Source organism: Streptomyces djakartensis (genome assembly GCF_014651075.1).
Taxonomy (GTDB): domain Bacteria; phylum Actinomycetota; class Actinomycetes; order Streptomycetales; family Streptomycetaceae; genus Streptomyces; species Streptomyces djakartensis.
Window position 1 is genome coordinate 21904 of the sequence record NZ_BMWE01000001.1, and the last position, 16426, is coordinate 38329.

Here is a 16426-nt window from a genome sequence, read left to right on the forward strand (position 1 = left end):
TGCTGCGTCGGCACTTGCTCGGTGTCCTGGTCCACCGCCTGCCCCCCGTCACGACCGGCACCACTTGCTCATCCCTTTAAACGACCGGTCCCATCTGCGGGTTCCCGTGCCCAACGGATACAGTCACGCCCAGGCATTCACGGGGACAGGAGAGGGTCATTACCGGCAACCGGCAGACGAGCTGGGCGTTCGCCGACGCCTATGTCGCCGAGGACGACGCGCTGCGCTGGGCCCGTGACCGGGCCCGGGAGGCAGGGCTGCGCTCGGTGTCGCCCGGCACGGGCGCCACGCTGGGGTTGCTGGCCGCCTCCGTCGACGCGAAGGCCGTCGCGGAGATCGGGACCGGGTGCGGCGTCTCCGGGATCCACCTCCTGCACGGTATGCGGCCCGACGGTGTCCTGACCACCGTGGACTCCGAGCCGGAGCACCAGCAGTTCGCCCGCCAGGCCTTCCGCTTCTCCGGCTTCGCAAGCAACCGTGCACGTTTCATCCCGGGCCGGGCCCTGGACGTGCTGCCCCGGCTCGCGGACTCGGGCTACGACCTCGTGTTCTGTGACGGTGATCGGCTGGAGGTCATGGACTACCTCGCCGAATCGTTGCGGCTGCTGCGCCCCGGCGGGCTCGTCGTCTTCGAGGGCGCCTTCGCGAACGGCCGGACCGTGGATTCCGGTCCGCAGCCCACGGAGGTGCTGCGGCTGCGGGAGCTGCTACGCGCGGTGCGTGAGAGCCAGGAGCTGGTGCCGTCCCTGCTGCCGGTGGGCGACGGACTGCTGTGCGCGGTGAAGCGGTGACCGGCCGGCATGTCTGAAGGCGCCGGCGCCGGGGCAGACGCGGGTCAGCGGTCGAGAGAACAGCGCCCCGGCACCTCAGGTGATGCCGGGGCAGCTGAAGGGGTATGGTCGCTTGCGCGTCAGCCGACGACCTTCTTGAGGGCGTCGCCCAGCGCGTCGGCCTCGTCCGGGGTCAGCTCGACGACGAGCCGACCGCCGCCTTCGAGCGGAACGCGCATGACGATGCCCCGCCCCTCCTTGGTCACCTCGAGCGGGCCATCACCCGTCCGCGGCTTCATGGCCGCCATGCTCGTTCCCCTTCCTGAAACCCAGCTCATCGTCAAAGCCGACGGCCCCTGAGAAGGGCACACGTGCGGCCCTTGTGGCAGGACACGCGACACCGGCATCGAACACATTGCTTCCCAGCCATTATCCCGCATCTCAGGACCCGATGACCAACATCGGTCGGCATCGCTTGGGCAACGCACGCGAGCAAAACCACTCAATTCGGCGATGAGGCTGCGATACTCCGCCACCGCGCACACATCCACCGAAGGGAAACGGACGGGTTTTGTTTGACGCAGGTCACACGTCCGGTCCGGTCCCCGCCCGCCGATCTCCGTCATGCTGTCCTGCAGGCGGGACGTACCGGCCGGTACGTCCTCGAGCCGCGACACGGAGGGGATACGTCATGGCCGACACCGTGCTCTACGAGGTGAGTGACGGGCTCGCGACGATCACGCTGAACCGCCCGGAGGCGATGAACGCGCTGAACGTGGCGGCCAAGGTCGCCCTGCGGGAGGCGGTCGAGTCCGCTGCGGACGACACCGCGGTGCGGGCGGTGCTGCTGACGGCGGCCGGGGAACGGGCGTTCTGCGTGGGACAGGACCTCAAGGAGCACATCGGGCTGCTGGCCCAGGACCGGGAGACCGGCTCGGGGCAGACCATGAGCACGGTCCGGGAGCACTACAACCCGATCGTGCGGGCGCTGGCCGGGGCGGCGAAGCCGGTCGTGGCCGCGGTGAACGGAGTGGCGGCCGGGGCGGGCTTCGGCTTCGCGCTGGCGGCCGACTACCGGATCGTGGCGGACACGGCGGCGTTCAACACCTCCTTCGCCGGGGTGGCGCTGACCGCCGACTCGGGGATCTCCTGGACGCTGCCGAGGGTCGTCGGACCGGGCCGGGCCGCTGACCTGCTGCTCTTCCCGCGGAACATCGGCGCGCAGGAGGCGTACGAGCTGGGTATCGCGAATCGGCTGGTGCCGGCGGACGAGCTGCGGGCGGAGGCCGAGAAGGTGGCGCGGGCGCTGGCCGAGGGGCCGACGGTGGCGTATGCGGCCCTGAAGGAGTCGGTGGGCTTCGGGCTGACGCACTCCCTGGGGGAGACGCTGGAGAAGGAGGACGAGTTGCAGACCCGGGCCGGGTCCTCGGAGGACCACGCGATCGCGGTGCGCGCCTTCGTCGACAAGGAGAAGCCGAAGTACCTGGGGCGGTAGCGCTGTCCCGGGACGCGTGCGGGGGCCGGTACGCGGTTCCCCGCGCACGCGTCCCGGCCGGGTCGGGCCGTCTGAGTAACCCAAGTTCAGAGCGCTGAGAAGCGGAGGCTGTTCATGAAGAAGATCCCCGGCGAAAGCCGCGGGACGAGCCCGTTCGGGTCGCGGCTCGGAGGGCTGGGGCTGGGGGTGGTCTGGTTCGCCTTCCTCGCCGTTTCGGACCCGGCGCGTCCCCTGTGGTTGCGTATCGGCTACGGCGTGACCGCGCTCGTCTTCGCCGCGGGCATGACGGCCGAGCTGGTCATGACGGGCAAGCGCCGGCACGGGGCCGCCAAGGACCTCACCGACGAGCGCTCCTGAGTGACGCCGGGCCGCGCCACCGGCGGGTTCCCCGCATGGACCCGAGCGGCCGGAGCCGGGACCTCTAGAAGGCGCCCCTGGCGACGCAGCTCTCCAAGTGGTCGTCGACCAGGCCGCACGCCTGCATCAGGGCATACGCCGTCGTCGGGCCGACGAAGCGCAGCCCCCGCTTCTTCAGTGCCTTCGACAGGGCCGTCGACTCGGGGGTCACGGGCGGTACGTCGGCCAGGGCCTTCGGGGCCGGACGGGCGGCCGGGTCGGGGGCGTGGGACCAGATCAGGTTGTCCAGGTCGCCCGGGGCCCACTGGGCCAGCACGCGGGCGTTGGCGAGGGTCGCGTCGATCTTGGCGCGGTTGCGGATGATGCCGGTGTCGGCCAGGAGGCGCTCGCGGTCCGCGTCGGTGAACGCGGCCACGGACGCGATCTTGAAGTCGGCGAACGCGGCGCGGAAGCCGGGGCGGCGGCGCAGGATCGTGATCCAGGACAGCCCGGACTGGAAGGCCTCAAGGCTCAGGCGCTCGTAGAGCGCGTCGTCGCCGTGGACCGGGCGGCCCCACTCCTCGTCGTGGTACGTCAGGTACTCCGGGGCGGACAGGGCCCAGGGGCAGCGCAGTCCGCCGTCCGGACCGGCGAGCGCGGTGCCGTCACTCACGGCCGGTCCTCCGGGCGCGGGGCGGGCTTGTCCATGGGCACGTGCTTCTCCCCGGACGGACGCGCCGGACCGTGGGCGGAGGCCTCCCGCGCTCCGGCCAGCGCGGATTCCAGGTCGGCGATGCGGGCGTCGCGCTCGGCGAGCTCGGCCCCGAGGCGGCCGAGCGCGTCGTCCACGTCCGACATGCGGTAGCCGCGGGCGGCGAGCGGGAAGCGGAGGGCCTCCACGTCGGCGCGTTCGACCGGGCGGTCCGGGGGCAGCGGGTCTCTCAGCCGCTCGGGGGCGGCCTCGGGCAGCGGTCCGTTCTCGCCGCCGCCCACCACGGCGAGCGTCACCGCGGCGACCACGACGGCCAGCGCGACGACCAGGAACAGGAACATGACCATCGCGGCCCCCACGGTCGAACGGGTCTAGGTCCTCGGACGTCTTCCGGGGACGATGCTGTCAGGCTCCGATCGTGCCATGCGAGTCCGGCGGTTAGGGTCGCAGGCGGCGGAAGACGGGCACGTAACAGGAAAGGTCACAGGGGATGCTCAGGCTGGGCAGGCGGGAATTCGAGCCGCACGAGCCGGTGATCATGGCGATCGTGAACCGGACGCCGGACTCCTTCTACGACCAGGGGGCGACCTTCCGTGACGAGCCGGCCCTCGCGCGCGTGGAGCAGGCGGTGGCGGAGGGGGCCGCGATCATCGACATCGGCGGGGTCAAGGCCGGGCCGGGCGAGGAGGTCACGGCCGAGGAGGAGGCCCGGCGGACGGTCGGCTTCGTGGCGGAGGTGCGGCGGCGCTTCCCGGACGTGATCATCAGCGTGGACACCTGGCGGGCCGAGGTCGGCGAGGCCGTGTGCGAGGCGGGGGCGGACGTGCTGAACGACGCCTGGGGCGGGGTGGACCCGGGCCTCGCGGAGGTCGCCGCTCGCTACCGGGTGGGGCTGGTGTGCACGCACGCGGGGGGCGCGGAGCCGCGGACCCGGCCGCATCGGATCGAGTACGACGACGTCATGGCCGACATCCTGGATGTGACGGTCGGACTGGCCGAGCGGGCGGCGGAGCTGGGGGTGCCGCGGGAGTCGATCATGATCGACCCGGGACATGACTTCGGGAAGAACACGCGGCACAGTCTGGAGGCGACGCGGCGGCTGGACGAGATGGCCGCCACGGGGTGGCCGGTGCTGGTGTCGCTGTCCAACAAGGACTTCGTCGGGGAGACGCTGGACCGGCCGGTGAAGGAACGGGTCGTCGGGACACTGGCGACGACGGCGGTGTCGGCGTGGCTCGGGGCGCAGGTGTACCGGGTGCACGAGGTCGCCGAGACGCGGCAGGTGCTGGACATGGTCGCGGCGATCGCGGGGCATCGGGCTCCTGCCGTCGCGCGGCGCGGGTTGGCCTAGGCGAGGTACCAGGGGGCTCCGGCTCCCTGGACCCCCGGGCCTGTGCCCACCCGCCGCCCGACACGGCCGGACAGGAGGCTGGACTCTAAAGCCCCCCGCTACCTGCCCGCCTCCTTCGACACGAGTGCCACCGCCTCGTCCACGTCGTCCGTCACGTGGAACAGCAGCAGGTCCTTCTCCGCGGCCTTCCCCTGGGCGATGACCGTGTCCTGGAGCCAGCTCACCAGGCCGCCCCAGTACTCGCTGCCGAAGAGGACGATGGGGAAGCGGGTGACCTTCTGGGTCTGGACCAGCGTGAGGGCCTCGAAGAGTTCGTCGAGGGTGCCGAGGCCGCCGGGCAGGACCACGAAGCCCTGGGCGTACTTGACGAACATCATCTTCCGGACGAAGAAGTAGCGGAAGTTCAGGCCGATGTCGACGTACGGGTTCAGCCCCTGCTCGAACGGCAGCTCGATGCCGAGGCCGACCGAGACGCCGCTCGCCTCGACGGCGCCCTTGTTGGCCGCCTCCATCGCGCCCGGGCCGCCGCCCGTGATGACCGCGAAGCCCGCGTCGACCAGGCCCCTGCCCAGCCGGACGCCCGCCTCGTACTCGGGTGAGTCCGCCGGAGTCCGGGCCGAGCCGAAGACGCTGATCGCGGGCGGGAGTTCGGCGAGCGTACCGAAGCCCTCGATGAACTCCGACTGGATGCGCAGCACGCGCCAGGGGTCGGTGTGCACCCAGTCCGAGGGGGCTCGCTCGTCGAGCAGCCGCTGGTCGGTGGTGCTGGCCTGCACCTGGTCCCGCCGCCGGAGGACCGGGCCCAGGCGCTTCTCCTCCGGCGGCTGCCTCTTCCCCTCGGGGTTGCCGGTCGCCATGTGCGCTCCCTCCGTCGTGCCTGTCTTTCCACCTCAGCGTAGATCTACGCGGGTTACGAACGAGGGACCTGAGCATGTCCGCGTTGGAGCGCCGTAAACACGATGGCGTCCGGTCGGGGTCAGGCGGTCAGCCAGTTCCGCAGCCGCTCCTCGCCCGCGAGGATCTTCGCGGTCTCCACGCGCTCGTCCCGCTTGTGCGCCAAGTGGGGGTTGCCGGGCCCGTAGTTGACCGCCGGAACGCCCAGGGCGGAGAAGCGGGAGACGTCCGTCCAGCCGTACTTGGGCATCGGGGTGCCGCCGACCGCCTCGATGAACGCCTTGGCGGCCGGGTGGGACAGGCCGGGCATCGCCGCGGAACTGTGGTCGACCACCTCGAACTCCTCCACCCCGCAGTCCGCGAAGACCTCACGGACGTGGGCCACGGCCTCCTCGGGCGTGCGGTCGGGGGCGTAGCGGAAGTTGACCGTGACGACGCACTCGTCGGGGATGACGTTGCCGGCCACTCCCCCGCTGATGCCGACGGCGTTCAGGCCCTCGCGGTACTCCAGGCCGTCGATCACCGGCCGGCGCGGCTCGTAGGAGGCGAGGCGGGCGAGGATCGGGGCGGCGGCGTGGATGGCGTTGGAGCCCATCCAGCCGCGGGCCGAGTGGGCCCGCTCGCCGGTGGTCTTCAGCAGCACTCGCAGGGTGCCCTGGCAACCGCCCTCGACCTGGCCGTCCGAGGGTTCCAGCAGGACCGCGAAGTCACCCGCGAGCCAGTCGGGGCGGGTCTCGGCGACGTGCTTGAGGCCGTTCAGCTCCGCGGCGACTTCCTCGTTGTCGTAGAAGACGAAGGTCAGGTCGCGGTTGGGGGCCGGGACCGTGGCCGCGATGCGCAGCTGCACGGCGACGCCCGACTTCATGTCGCAGGTGCCGCAGCCCCACAGGACGCCGTCCTCGTCGAGCCGGGAAGGGACGTTGCCGGCGATGGGGACGGTGTCGATGTGGCCGGCCAGGATCACCCGCTCGGATCGGCCCAGGTTCGTCCTGGCCACGACGTTGTTGCCGTACCGGTCGACCGTCAGGTGGGGCAGCGCGCGCAACGCTGCCTCGATGGCGTCCGCGAGCGGCTTCTCGGTGCCGCTCTCGGAGCGGAAGTCGACGAGCCGGGCGGTGAGCCGCGCGGCGTCCAGCGTGAGGTCAAGCGAGGTGTCGGCCATGGCGTCGACCCTAACGCGCCAGGTCCGGGGCCCACTGTGCGCATCCGGCCCAGGGCACTCCGTACTCTCCAGTATTTTGTACGGCGTGTCAGAGCCGTCCCCCACCCCCAAGCGCCGTGGCCGTCTCTTCCGGGCCGGATCCGCGTTCGTGATCCTGCTCGCGGTCGCCGGTTACCTCGTCGTGCAGTACATCACCGGAGGCACCGGTGGTCCGGGCTGCAAGGTCGTCTCCGGAAAGGGCGACGGAGCGTCGTACGAGTTCACGCCCGAGCAGGCGGTGAACGCGGCGACGATCACCGCGGTCGGCACCGGGCGCGGGCTGCCGGAACGGGCGGTGACCATCGCGCTGGCGACCGCGCTGCAGGAGTCGGCCCTGCGCAACATCAGCCACGGCGACCGGGACTCCCTCGGCCTGTTCCAGCAGCGGCCCTCGCAGGGCTGGGGCACGCCGAAGGAGATCATGGATCCGGCGTACTCGGCCGGCGAGTTCTACGACCATCTGGTCAAGGTGCCCGGCTACACACGGCTGCCCCTCACCGTCGCCGCCCAGCGGGTGCAGCGCAGCGGGTTCCCGCAGGCCTACGCCAAGCACGAGCCGGACGCGGCGCTGCTCGCCGCCGCGCTCACCGGGCAGTCCGCCGCCACGCTGACCTGCGAGGGCCGCCCGGCCGCGACCCGGGCGACCGGCCCGGACGGGGTGCGGGCCGCGCTGGTGCGGGACTTCGGGCGTGATGTGCTGGCGCCGGCCGGTGCCCAGGTGGGTGGCTCTTCCACGGCCACTCCGGCGCCGTCCCCGAGCGGTCCGGCCGCATCCGGCGGGCGGACCGTGACGCTGCCGGTGGCCGGGGACACCGGCTCGGCCACCGGGCGCGACGCCGGGCGGCGCGGCTGGCAACTGGCGCACTGGGCCGTGGCCAACGCCTCCGAGCTGCACATCGCGCGGGTCACGTACGCGGGGCGGGAGTGGGTGGCCGGGAACACCGCCAGCCAGTGGCGGACCGCCTCGGCCGGGGGCACCGCCGGTGGGCAGCGGGACACGGAGGCCGTCCGCATCGTCACCATGCGGTAGCGCCGCGGCGCTACCGCGCAGGGGTACGGGGACTCCCCCAGGGGGGTTACGCCTGCGGCTCGGCCGCGAGGGTGCGCGCGGCTTTTCGCACGCTCGCCCGGGAATCCCCGAAATCCCTTGGGAGCCAAGGGGCGGAAGGATTCAGCGGGCTCACCGGCGAGGGTGTCATCGCCCGTTCGTCCACCCCGATTATGCGACGCATTGCCAATTCTTTACGTTGCGACGCCGCAACCTTCGCGGGCTTCGAGCGGTAGTCACTGCGTCCGAGCCGGGGTGGTCGACAGCCAGTCGACCGGCTCCGGAGCCGGTCGGACATCCACGAACCTCACTGTTCTCTGCGTCGAAGGAGCACCATGTCCCTCCCCCTGACCCGCCGGATCGCCCGCGCCGCGCTGATCGTCGCTGCCGGAGCGGCTGCCGGGGTCGGCGCGGCCGGCTCCGCCAGCGCGGCCCCCGAGCTGCCGGCCAACCCGAACCTCGGCGGGCTGACCGCCCTGGACGGGGCGAGTGTCGGCAACACCGTCGACGGCACCGCGCGGGACGTCACCAAGTCCGCGGGCGACACCGGCGGCAAGACGGTCAAGAAGGCGGTCCCGTCCGCGGGCAAGGCCGGCGGCAAGGTGGTCAAGCAGGCCACGCCCGCCGCGCAGAAGACGGCCGGTGACGCGGCGGGCACCGCCGGGCAGCTCGTCGGCGAGACGGCCGGTTCCGCCCAGGGGGGTCTGCCGACGGGTGCCCTGACGAAGGGCAAGGCGCCGGCCAAGGGCAAGCTGCCGACCAAGGGCCTGCCGGCGAAGGGCCTGCCGATCGGCTGACGCCGGGCTGTCACCGCCGAAGGGGTCCAGGGAGTTTCCCTGGACCCCTTCGGCCTGTGCGTTCCCACGGGCGCGCTACAGGCGTCGTACCGCCGCCGCGACCCTCTCGTCCGTCGCCGTCAGGGCGACCCGGACGAACTCCGCGCCCGCCTCGCCGTAGAAGTCGCCCGGCGCCACGAGGATGCCCCGGTCCGCGAGGTGGGCGACCGTGTCCCAGCAGGATTCACCCCGGGTGGCCCACAGGTAGAGGCTGGCCTCGCTGTGCTCGATGCGGAAGCCGTGGGACAGGAGCGCCTCGCGCAGGAGCGCGCGGCGGGCGGCGTAGCGCTCACGCTGGACGCGGACGTGGTCGTCGTCGCTCAGCGCCGCCACGACCGCCGCCTGCGTCGGCGCGGACGTCATCATGCCGCCGTGCTTGCGGATCTCCAGGAGTGGGCCGAGGACGGCCGGGTCACCGGCCAGGAACGCCGCGCGGTAGCCGGCGAGGTTCGAGCGCTTGGAGAGGGAGTGGACGGACACGATGCCGTCGAAGGAGCCGCCGTTGACCTCGGGGTGCAGGACCGAGACCGGGTCGGCCTCCCAGCCCAGCTCCAGGTAGCACTCGTCGGAGAAGAGCAGGATGCCGTGCGAGCGGGCCCAGGCGACGATGCGGGTGAGTTCCGCCTTCGACAGGACCTTGCCGGTGGGGTTCGACGGGGAGTTCAGCCAGAGGAGCTTCAGGCCTTCGGGGTCCAGGTCCGTCGGATCGTCGTAGACCTCGTGGTCGGCGCGGGCCAGGCGGGCGCCGACCTCGTACGTCGGGTAGGCCAGGCGCGGGTAGGCCACCCGGTCGCCGGGGCCGAGGCCCAGCTGGGTCGGGAGCCAGGCGACGAGTTCCTTGGAGCCGACGATCGGCAGCACGTGGCGGTGGGTGACGCCCCGGGCGCCGAGACGGCGCTCCACCCAGCCGGTGATCGCGTCGCGCAGCTCGGGCGTGCCCCAGACGGTCGGATAGCCCGGCGTATCGGCCGCGGCGACCAGCGCCTTCTGGATCAGCTCGGGGACCGGGTCGACCGGGGTGCCCACGGACAGGTCCACGATGCCGTCCGGGTGGGCGGCGGCTGTGGCCTTGTACGGCGTCAGCTTGTCCCAGGGGAAGGTGGGAAGGCGGTCGGAGACTGCGGACACGGGTTCTGGCTCACTTTCTGGTTCGCACGAGCCGAGTGACGGCAAACGCCTCGGTCCCGTACGGCGATCAGAGCGTGATCGGGCCGTACGGGACCGAGGCGGCACGGTGTGCGGGCCGCTCGCGGTGACTAGGCCTGCGGCGGCAGCGCGGCGATGAAGGGGTGGTCGCGCTCGATCAGCCCCAGCTTGCTGGCGCCGCCGGGCGAGCCGAGCTCGTCGAAGAACTCGACGTTCGCCTTGTAGTAGTCCTTCCACTCCTCCGGGGTGTCGTCCTCGTAGAAGATCGCCTCGACCGGGCAGACCGGCTCGCAGGCACCACAGTCGACGCATTCGTCCGGGTGGATGTACAAGGACCGCTGGCCCTCGTAGATGCAGTCGACCGGGCACTCCTCGATGCACGCCTTGTCCTTGACGTCGACACAAGGCTGCGCGATGACGTAGGTCACGCTGTCGTTCCTCCTCGATAGGGCGCTGGCGGGCCTCCTCAGGCTCCGCCGCCTGGCGCGCGGGAGCGCGGCGTCGTCGATGCCCGCCCCTAGTATCTCCGTTCCTGGGCATGATCCGAACAGGAGGGGTGAACTGACCTGTGGAAATCTCTGCCGCCGGGCGACTCGAGGTCCGTATCACCACTGCTGACGTGGGAAAACGGGTCTCAGTGCGGAGCTTGATCGAACATGAGGCTCCTGGTGAGAAGTTCACCGACACGGTCGGTGTTCTCACATCATGGGACAAAGGTGTGCTGCTGATCACACGGAAGGGCGGCGAGAGCGTCCGGATCGCGGAATCCGCGCTGGTCGCGGGCAAGGTGGTGCCCTCCGTCCCGGCGCGTCGCCGCGGCCCCGCCGCCTCCTACGGGGAACTGGCCCGGGTCGCCGCGCGGTCCTGGCCTCCCGTGGAGAGCGAGCGGCTCGGCGAGTGGGAGCTGCGGGCCGCCTCCGGGTTCACACGGCGGGCCAACTCGGTGCTGCCGCTCGGTGACCCGGGTGTGCCGCTCGACGAGGCGCTCGGCGCGGTGCGCCGGTGGTACGCCGAGCGCGGGCTGCCCGCCTACGTCCAGACCGCGACCGGTGCCGACGGCACGCAGGAACTGCTCTGTGCCGAGCTCGAGAAGCGCGGCTGGGTGCGGGAGGTGACCGCCGAACTGTGGACCGCAGCGCTCGCACCGGTCGCCGACCGCGCCGATCCGTCGGGGGTCGTGCTGTCCCGGGAGGCGGACGGGGCGTGGCTGGCCCGCTACCGGCGCAAGGCGGTGGGTGAGGTGGCGCTGCGGGTCCTCCAGGGCGGGCCGTCGGTGTGGTTCGCGACCGTGCCCGGCGCGGTGGACGGGGCCCCTCCGGCCGCCATCGGGCGGTGTGCCGTGGACGGGCGGTGGGCCGGGTTCGCCGCGGTCGAGGTCGATCCGGCGCTGCGGCGGCAGGGCGTGGGCACGGCCGTGATGGCGGCGCTGGCGCGGCGAGCGCTCGACGAGGGCGCCTCGGCGGCGTGGCTCCAGGTGGAGGCCGACAATGAGGGAGCGCGGGCGTTGTACGCCGGGATGGGTTTCGCCGCGCACCACGCCTATCACCACTACCGGGCGCCGGATGCCGACGGCACCGGAAGCGGCCGGTAACCGATCGTCGTGAGAGGGCACGAGCCAGTCATGCGTCCCCCGCATCCCCCGCCTCCCGAACGTTCCGCCGAGTTGCGGCGGCGATTCGCCGAAGAGGCCCGGTCCGAGCGGCCCGATCTGTCGACGCTGTGCCTGCTGGTGGGCGCGGAGGCGGACGGCGCTCTGGACGAGGCGGGCCTGGACGCGGCGCAGGTCGAGCTGGACCGGCTGGCCGGGCTGCTGCCGTACCGGCCCGGGGGGCCGCGGGCGTGGGCGGTCGCCCTGCGGGAGCTGCTCGGTGACCGGCTGGGTTATCACGGCACTCCGGCCGACTACCGGCGGCTGGAGTCCTCGCTGCTGCACGAGGTGCTGCGGCGGCGTCGTGGGCTGCCGATCCTGCTGTCCGTGGTGTGGATGGAGGTGGCCCGGCGGGCCGGGGCGCCGGTGTACGGGGTGGCGCTTCCGGGTCATTTCGTGGTCGGTTTCGGGGCCGACGAGGGGCGGGTGCTGGCCGATCCGTTCGACGGAGGGCGGGTGCTGACCGGGGCGGACGCGGAGTTGCTGGTGGTGGGCGCCACGGGGGACCGGCTGGAGCCGTCGATGTTGCGGCCCGCTGATCCGCTGGATGTGGTGCTGCGGATCCTGAACAACGTACGGGCGTGGGCCGCGGCCCGGCCCGAACGGTCGGATGTGGCGTTGTGGGCGGTCGAGCTGTCGCTGCTGTTGCCGTCGCATCCGGCCCGGCTGCGGTACGAACGGGCGCAGCTGCTGGTGCGGCGGGGGGATTTCCTCGGCGGAGCCCTGGAGCTGGAGGCCTACGCGGAGGTGGTGGGGGCGGTGGACGCGTCCGCGGCCGAGGGGGTGCGGGGGGAGGCGTCGGCGGCCAGGGCCATGCTGAACTGACCGCGGCGGCTTCTCTCGCGCGGCCGGGCCGCCTCGGCCCGGTTTCTCACCGCCCGTCTCGGGACGGAAGCGACTGCTCCGCCCAGATGATCTTTCCCTCGGGGAGCTGACGGGTGCCCCAGCCCTGGGTGAGCTGGGCGACGAGGAGCAGTCCGCGTCCGCCCTCGTCGAAGGTACGGGCCCGGCGCAGGTGTGGGGCGGTCGTGCTGCCGTCAAAGACCTCGCAGATGAGCGTGCGGTCGTAGATCAGTCTGAGTTCGATGGGGGGCCGGCCGTAGCGGATGGCGTTGGTGACCAGTTCGCTGACGACCAGCTCGGTGACGAACACCGCATCGTCGAGCCCCCACTCGGACACCTGCCTGCAGGCGGCCTTGCGTGTCTCGGCGACCGCGGCGGGATCCGGCGACACCGGCCAGCCGGCCACATGGGACGCGTCGAGGGCTCGCGTGCTCGCCACCAGGAGCGCCACATCGTCGTGGCGCTCCACGAGCAGGGTGCGCAGCAAGGCGTCGCAGGTGGCCTCCAGATCACGAGCCGGTCGCCGCAGCACCTCGCGCATGGCGGCGATCCCCTCGTCGATGTCACGGCCGCGGGCCTCGACGAGTCCGTCCGTGTAGAGGACGAGCAGGCTGCCCTCGGCCAGCTCCAGCTCGGTCGACTCGAAGGGCAGGCTGCCCAGGCCGAGGGGAGGCCCTGCCGGAACCTCCAGGAACTCGACGGTGCCGTCGGGTGCCACCATGGCGGGCACGGGGTGGCCCGCCCGGGCGATCGTGCAGTGGCGGGAGACCGGGTCGTAGACGGCGTAGAGGCAGGTGGCACCGACGTCACCGTCGGACAGGGCCAGGGTGGCTCCCCCGCCGGCCGGGTGGTTGACCAGGTCGTCGAGGTGAGTCAGCAACTCGTCGGGGGGCAGGTCGACGTCTGCCAGCGTGCGGACGGCGGTGCGCAGCCGCCCCATGGTCGCCGAGGCCTGGATGCCGTGGCCCACGACGTCGCCGACGACCAGGGCGACCCGGGCACCGGAGAGCGGAATGACGTCGAACCAGTCGCCGCCCACACCGGCCCGGGCGCTGGCGGGCAGATAGCGGTAGGCGACCTCCAGGGCCGCCTGCTCGGGGAGACGCTGCGGCAGCAGGCTGTTCTGCAACGTGAGGGAGGTGTCGCGCTCACGGGTGTAGCGCCGGGCGTTGTCGATGCACACGGCGGCGCGGGCGGTGATTTCCTGGCCCAGCAGCAGATCGTCCTGCTCGAAGCGCTGGGGCCGCCGGTGGCGGGAGAAGGTGGCCACTCCCAGGGTGAGGCCACGCGCGCGCATGGGCACCGCCAGCACCGAATGGAAACCGAAGCGCCGCATCCGTTCGGCCCGTTGCGGGGCCGTCCGGTCCAGATCGTCGAGGGCGGCGGGGGTGATGTGCTCGATGACCGGCCGCCCCGCGGCCAGGCAGACCGCCGCGGTGGAGCCCTCCGGATAGGCCGCCACCGTCCCGTGCGGCACCACGGCTTCGGGGCGGCCCTCCAGAACCGACTGGGAGGCGACCCGCCGCAACATCACCGGACCGTGCGGCGCGCCCTGCGGGGGGTCCTCGCCCCCTTCGATCGCGGGCAGGAGATCGACGGTGACGAAGTCCGCGAACCGCGGGACGGCCACGTCGGCGAGTTCCTGAGCGGTACGGGGCAGGTCCAGGGTGCTGCCGATCCGCAGGCTGGCGTCGTCGACCAGGACCAGCCGCTGCCGGGCGAGGTACTGCTCCGTCACGTCGTGCGCCGACAGCAGGACACCTTCGACGCGCCGCCCGCCGGCGTCCCGCACCGGGACGAGGGACACCGACCACACGCTCTCCCGTTCGTGGCCGGCGAGGTGCAGCGCGGCTCCCAGCTCCTGGAGACGACCGGTCCGCAGCGCGGTCCGCATGCCCTCCTCGGTCCGCTCGCTCTCCGGGTCGAGGACGATCTCCGTCACCCGCAGACCGCGCATCTCCTCCTCGGGCAGGCCGATCACCCGCTCCATGTCCGCGTTCGCCCAGCGCAACCGCAGTCCGGCGTCGTACAGGGCCATGGAGTAGGGAGCCTGCGCGAAACCACGCCGCACGAACGCATCGCCCTCGGGCGTCGGTTCCGGACGGGCGACCGGTGACACCAGCAGCCAGTCGTCGTCCCCGTCGTGCTCCCGGTGATGGGCCAGCAGCCCGACGGCGAGCCGGTGACCGTCCCGGTGCAGCAGCGTGACCGTCCCGCTCCACCTTCGCAGGCCGGTGAGCGAGGCCGGCACCTGGGCGTCAGCGGCGTCCGCCAGCAGCCGGGCCGCGCTGCGGCCGATCACTTCCCGGGCCCGGTATCCGAGCAGCCGGCGGGCCCCCTCGTTCCACGCGGTCACGACACCGTGACCGTCGACGACGGCCCTGGCCGTGGCCGCCTCGTCGACCCCTGGCTGCGGCCAGGCGCTGGACGGGCCCTCGTCCCGGGCGGACGGGGATCCGGTCATGACCTCACCTCGCCTCACTCCGCCCGCGTCCGTCTGCCCGGGAGCGCCCCTGACCCGAGATGCGCCGCACCTTCACCTCTTACGACACTAGACATCAAGGGTGACAGATTGGTGCGAATGGGTCCTCATGACGGGACGGCGGCACCCACCCCGGACGGAGGGCAGCATCCATGGCTGTCATCGACGAGAAGTGGCCGGACCGGGCCGAGTGGGCCGGCAAGATCTACAGCTCGGGCTGGCGTGAGCCCGAGGGCGGGATCCGTCAGGTGATCGAACCGCCCGCCGGGGGCGCGCCGGTCGACATCGGCGTCGCCTCCCCCGCGGACGTCGCCCGGGCCGGCGCGCGGGCCGCCGAGGCCGCCGGGGAGTGGGCGGCGGCAGGTCCTTCCGATCGCGTCGAGGTCCTGCTGCGCGCGTATGACGCCCTGCGTGAACGCGCCGGCACCTTCCGCGGCTGGATCGTCCGCGAGTCGGCCGGCGTCCCGGCCAAGGGCGACTACGAGATCAGCGCCGCCCTCGCCCAACTGAGACACGCCGTCGGACTCGCCTCCCTGCCCCGGGGTGAGGTCCTGGAGCCGCAGGTCCCCGGTGGGACCAGCCTGGCGTGGCGGGTGCCGCTCGGTGTCGTCGGTGTGGTCAACCCCTGGAACGCGCCGCTCCTGTTCGCGATGCGCGCGCTGGCACCCGCGCTCGCGCTGGGCAATGCCGTGCTGCTCAAACCCGACCCGCTCACCCCGGTGTCCGGAGGCGTCCTCCTGGCGCGGCTCTTCGAGGACGCCGGACTGCCCGACGGGCTGCTGCACGTCCTGCCGGGCGGCGCGGAGACCGGGCAGGCGGTCGCCGCGGACCCGAATGTCGCCATGGTCGTGTTCACCGGCTCCACCGAGGCCGGACGCGCCGTGGCCCGGGTGGCGGGTGAGGGGCTGAAGCGGGTCGTGCTGGAGCTCGGCGGCAAGAACTCGCTCATCGTGCTCGACGACGCGGATGTGGAGGCGGCCGCCTTGGCCGGGGCGGTGAGCAGCTTCGGCTACGGGGGACAGGCGTGCGTCGCGGCAGGCCGCCACCTGGTCCATGCCGACCTGGCCGGGGCGTACACCGACGCGCTGGTCGGGCACGCGCGGGCCATGCGCCTCGGCGACCCGGCCGAGGAGGGGGTGAGCCTCGGCCCGGTCGTCAGCGAACGGCAGGTCACCAGGATCGAGCGCATCGTCGACGAGAGCGTGGCCGCCGGGGCGCGGGTACTCACGGGCGGCCGGCGCGACGGGCTCTTCTACCCGCCGACCGTCCTGGACCACGTCGACCGGGCCATGCCCGTGTTCACCGAGGAGATCTTCGGCCCCGTCGCCCCCGTCACGCCCTTCCGCAGCGAGGCCGAGGCCGTCGAGATCGCCAACGACACCGCGTACGGCCTGACGGCCGCCGTGCACTCCGGCTCCGCGCCGAGGGCGGTCGCTGTCGCCGAGCGGCTGCGCACCGGCATGGTCCACATCAACGACGTGTCCGCCAAGGACGCCGCGAACGCCCCCTTCGGGGGCATGGGCGTCTCCGGCAACGGCTCCCGCATCGGCGGCACGGCCAGCCTGGAGCAGTTCACCCAGTGGCGCTGGATGACGGCACCGGGACCGGCGTGACATCGGGGCGCGCGAGAGCCCCGGCCCTCACCGGGCCGGGGCTCTCGCCGG

General features: G+C 72.6%; 17 protein-coding genes. 9 read left to right on the forward strand and 8 right to left on the reverse strand.

The window, feature by feature from the left end:
- The first annotated feature begins 92 nt into the window (after nt 1-92).
- A complete protein-coding gene (locus IE212_RS00110; protein ID WP_308430169.1) occupies nt 93-791 on the forward strand; it encodes an O-methyltransferase in 699 nt (232 codons plus the stop codon).
- A gap of 119 nt (nt 792-910) precedes the next feature.
- Here IE212_RS00110 and IE212_RS00115 read toward each other — a convergent pair whose 3' ends face one another.
- On the reverse strand, nt 911-1078 hold the full coding sequence (locus IE212_RS00115; RefSeq protein ID WP_003966491.1) for a DUF3117 domain-containing protein: 168 nt from the start codon (nt 1076-1078) through the stop codon (nt 911-913).
- Between the two features lie 383 nt (nt 1079-1461).
- On the opposite strand from IE212_RS00115, the gene chcB reads away from it, so the two are divergent.
- The gene (gene chcB / locus IE212_RS00120) at nt 1462-2265 is read left to right on the forward strand and encodes a 2-cyclohexenylcarbonyl CoA isomerase (RefSeq protein ID WP_190195575.1); all 804 of its coding nucleotides are present in this window, start codon (nt 1462-1464) and stop codon (nt 2263-2265) included.
- A gap of 114 nt (nt 2266-2379) precedes the next feature.
- Nucleotides 2380-2622 (forward strand): hypothetical protein, encoded by a 243-nt coding sequence (locus IE212_RS00125; RefSeq protein ID WP_190195576.1) that lies wholly within the window; start codon nt 2380-2382, stop codon nt 2620-2622.
- Nucleotides 2623-2686: 64 nt separating this feature from the next.
- Here IE212_RS00125 and IE212_RS00130 read toward each other — a convergent pair whose 3' ends face one another.
- Together IE212_RS00130 and IE212_RS00135 are read right to left on the reverse strand one after the other, a co-directional pair.
- On the reverse strand, nt 2687-3274 hold the full coding sequence (locus IE212_RS00130; protein WP_190195577.1) for a DNA-3-methyladenine glycosylase I: 588 nt from the start codon (nt 3272-3274) through the stop codon (nt 2687-2689).
- Nucleotides 3271-3660 carry a DivIVA domain-containing protein gene (locus IE212_RS00135; protein WP_190196130.1) on the reverse strand — a complete coding sequence of 130 codons (390 nt, stop codon included), beginning with the start codon at nt 3658-3660 and terminating at the stop codon, nt 3271-3273. Before IE212_RS00135 ends, IE212_RS00130 begins: the two co-directional genes overlap by 4 nt.
- A 143-nt stretch (nt 3661-3803) precedes the next feature.
- Between IE212_RS00135 and folP the strand changes: the two genes are divergently transcribed.
- The gene (gene folP, locus IE212_RS00140; protein WP_190195578.1) at nt 3804-4664 is read left to right on the forward strand and encodes a dihydropteroate synthase; all 861 of its coding nucleotides are present in this window, start codon (nt 3804-3806) and stop codon (nt 4662-4664) included.
- Nucleotides 4665-4762: 98 nt separating this feature from the next.
- Here folP and IE212_RS00145 read toward each other — a convergent pair whose 3' ends face one another.
- Nucleotides 4763-5521, reverse strand: a complete 759-nt coding sequence (locus IE212_RS00145) for an LOG family protein (protein WP_190195579.1) — start codon at nt 5519-5521, stop codon at nt 4763-4765.
- A 119-nt stretch (nt 5522-5640) separates the two neighbouring features.
- Nucleotides 5641-6720, reverse strand: a complete 1080-nt coding sequence (dapE, locus tag IE212_RS00150) for a succinyl-diaminopimelate desuccinylase (RefSeq protein WP_190195580.1) — start codon at nt 6718-6720, stop codon at nt 5641-5643.
- A gap of 85 nt (nt 6721-6805) precedes the next feature.
- Between dapE and IE212_RS00155 the strand changes: the two genes are divergently transcribed.
- Entirely contained in the window at nt 6806-7789 is a 984-nt protein-coding gene (locus tag IE212_RS00155; protein WP_190195581.1) for a VldE C-terminal domain-containing protein, read from the forward strand.
- Between the two features lie 353 nt (nt 7790-8142).
- Complete coding sequence (locus IE212_RS00160; RefSeq protein WP_190195582.1) at nt 8143-8604, forward strand: ATP-binding protein; 462 nt, start codon at nt 8143-8145, stop codon at nt 8602-8604.
- 75 nt (nt 8605-8679) lie between these two features.
- Here the strand turns inward: IE212_RS00160 and IE212_RS00165 are convergent, their stop codons facing one another.
- Nucleotides 8680-9771, reverse strand: a complete 1092-nt coding sequence (locus IE212_RS00165) for a bifunctional succinyldiaminopimelate transaminase/glutamate-prephenate aminotransferase (RefSeq protein WP_190195583.1) — start codon at nt 9769-9771, stop codon at nt 8680-8682.
- A gap of 128 nt (nt 9772-9899) precedes the next feature.
- On the reverse strand, nt 9900-10217 hold the full coding sequence (gene fdxA / locus IE212_RS00170) for a ferredoxin (RefSeq protein ID WP_004926152.1): 318 nt from the start codon (nt 10215-10217) through the stop codon (nt 9900-9902).
- A gap of 140 nt (nt 10218-10357) precedes the next feature.
- On the opposite strand from fdxA, the gene IE212_RS00175 reads away from it, so the two are divergent.
- Together IE212_RS00175 and IE212_RS00180 are read left to right on the forward strand one after the other, a co-directional pair.
- Complete coding sequence (locus tag IE212_RS00175; protein WP_190195584.1) at nt 10358-11380, forward strand: GNAT family N-acetyltransferase; 1023 nt, start codon at nt 10358-10360, stop codon at nt 11378-11380.
- Nucleotides 11381-11410: 30 nt separating this feature from the next.
- On the forward strand, nt 11411-12262 hold the full coding sequence (locus IE212_RS00180; protein WP_190195585.1) for a transglutaminase family protein: 852 nt from the start codon (nt 11411-11413) through the stop codon (nt 12260-12262).
- Between the two features lie 46 nt (nt 12263-12308).
- On the opposite strand, the gene IE212_RS00185 is transcribed toward IE212_RS00180, so the two are convergent.
- Complete coding sequence (locus IE212_RS00185; protein ID WP_190195586.1) at nt 12309-14744, reverse strand: SpoIIE family protein phosphatase; 2436 nt, start codon at nt 14742-14744, stop codon at nt 12309-12311.
- Between the two features lie 170 nt (nt 14745-14914).
- On the opposite strand from IE212_RS00185, the gene IE212_RS00190 reads away from it, so the two are divergent.
- Nucleotides 14915-16375: an aldehyde dehydrogenase family protein gene (locus IE212_RS00190; protein ID WP_190195587.1), complete on the forward strand. Its 1461-nt coding sequence runs from the start codon at nt 14915-14917 to the stop codon at nt 16373-16375.
- The last annotated feature ends 51 nt before the right edge of the window (nt 16376-16426 follow it).

What these genes read in the sequence shown, in the direction of transcription:
- IE212_RS00115 (WP_003966491.1), bottom strand. Translation starts at nt 1,078, where the DNA reads ATGGCGGCCATGAAGCCGCGGACGGGTGATGGCCCGCTCGAGGTGACC.
- chcB (WP_190195575.1), top strand. Translation starts at nt 1,462, where the DNA reads ATGGCCGACACCGTGCTCTACGAGGTGAGTGACGGGCTCGCGACGATC.
- IE212_RS00125 (WP_190195576.1), top strand. Translation starts at nt 2,380, where the DNA reads ATGAAGAAGATCCCCGGCGAAAGCCGCGGGACGAGCCCGTTCGGGTCG.
- IE212_RS00135 (WP_190196130.1), bottom strand. Translation starts at nt 3,660, where the DNA reads ATGGTCATGTTCCTGTTCCTGGTCGTCGCGCTGGCCGTCGTGGTCGCC.
- folP (WP_190195578.1), top strand. Translation starts at nt 3,804, where the DNA reads ATGCTCAGGCTGGGCAGGCGGGAATTCGAGCCGCACGAGCCGGTGATC.
- IE212_RS00145 (WP_190195579.1), bottom strand. Translation starts at nt 5,521, where the DNA reads ATGGCGACCGGCAACCCCGAGGGGAAGAGGCAGCCGCCGGAGGAGAAG.
- dapE (WP_190195580.1), bottom strand. Translation starts at nt 6,720, where the DNA reads ATGGCCGACACCTCGCTTGACCTCACGCTGGACGCCGCGCGGCTCACC.
- IE212_RS00160 (WP_190195582.1), top strand. Translation starts at nt 8,143, where the DNA reads ATGTCCCTCCCCCTGACCCGCCGGATCGCCCGCGCCGCGCTGATCGTC.
- IE212_RS00180 (WP_190195585.1), top strand. Translation starts at nt 11,411, where the DNA reads ATGCGTCCCCCGCATCCCCCGCCTCCCGAACGTTCCGCCGAGTTGCGG.
- IE212_RS00185 (WP_190195586.1), bottom strand. Translation starts at nt 14,744, where the DNA reads ATGACCGGATCCCCGTCCGCCCGGGACGAGGGCCCGTCCAGCGCCTGG.
- IE212_RS00190 (WP_190195587.1), top strand. Translation starts at nt 14,915, where the DNA reads ATGGCTGTCATCGACGAGAAGTGGCCGGACCGGGCCGAGTGGGCCGGC.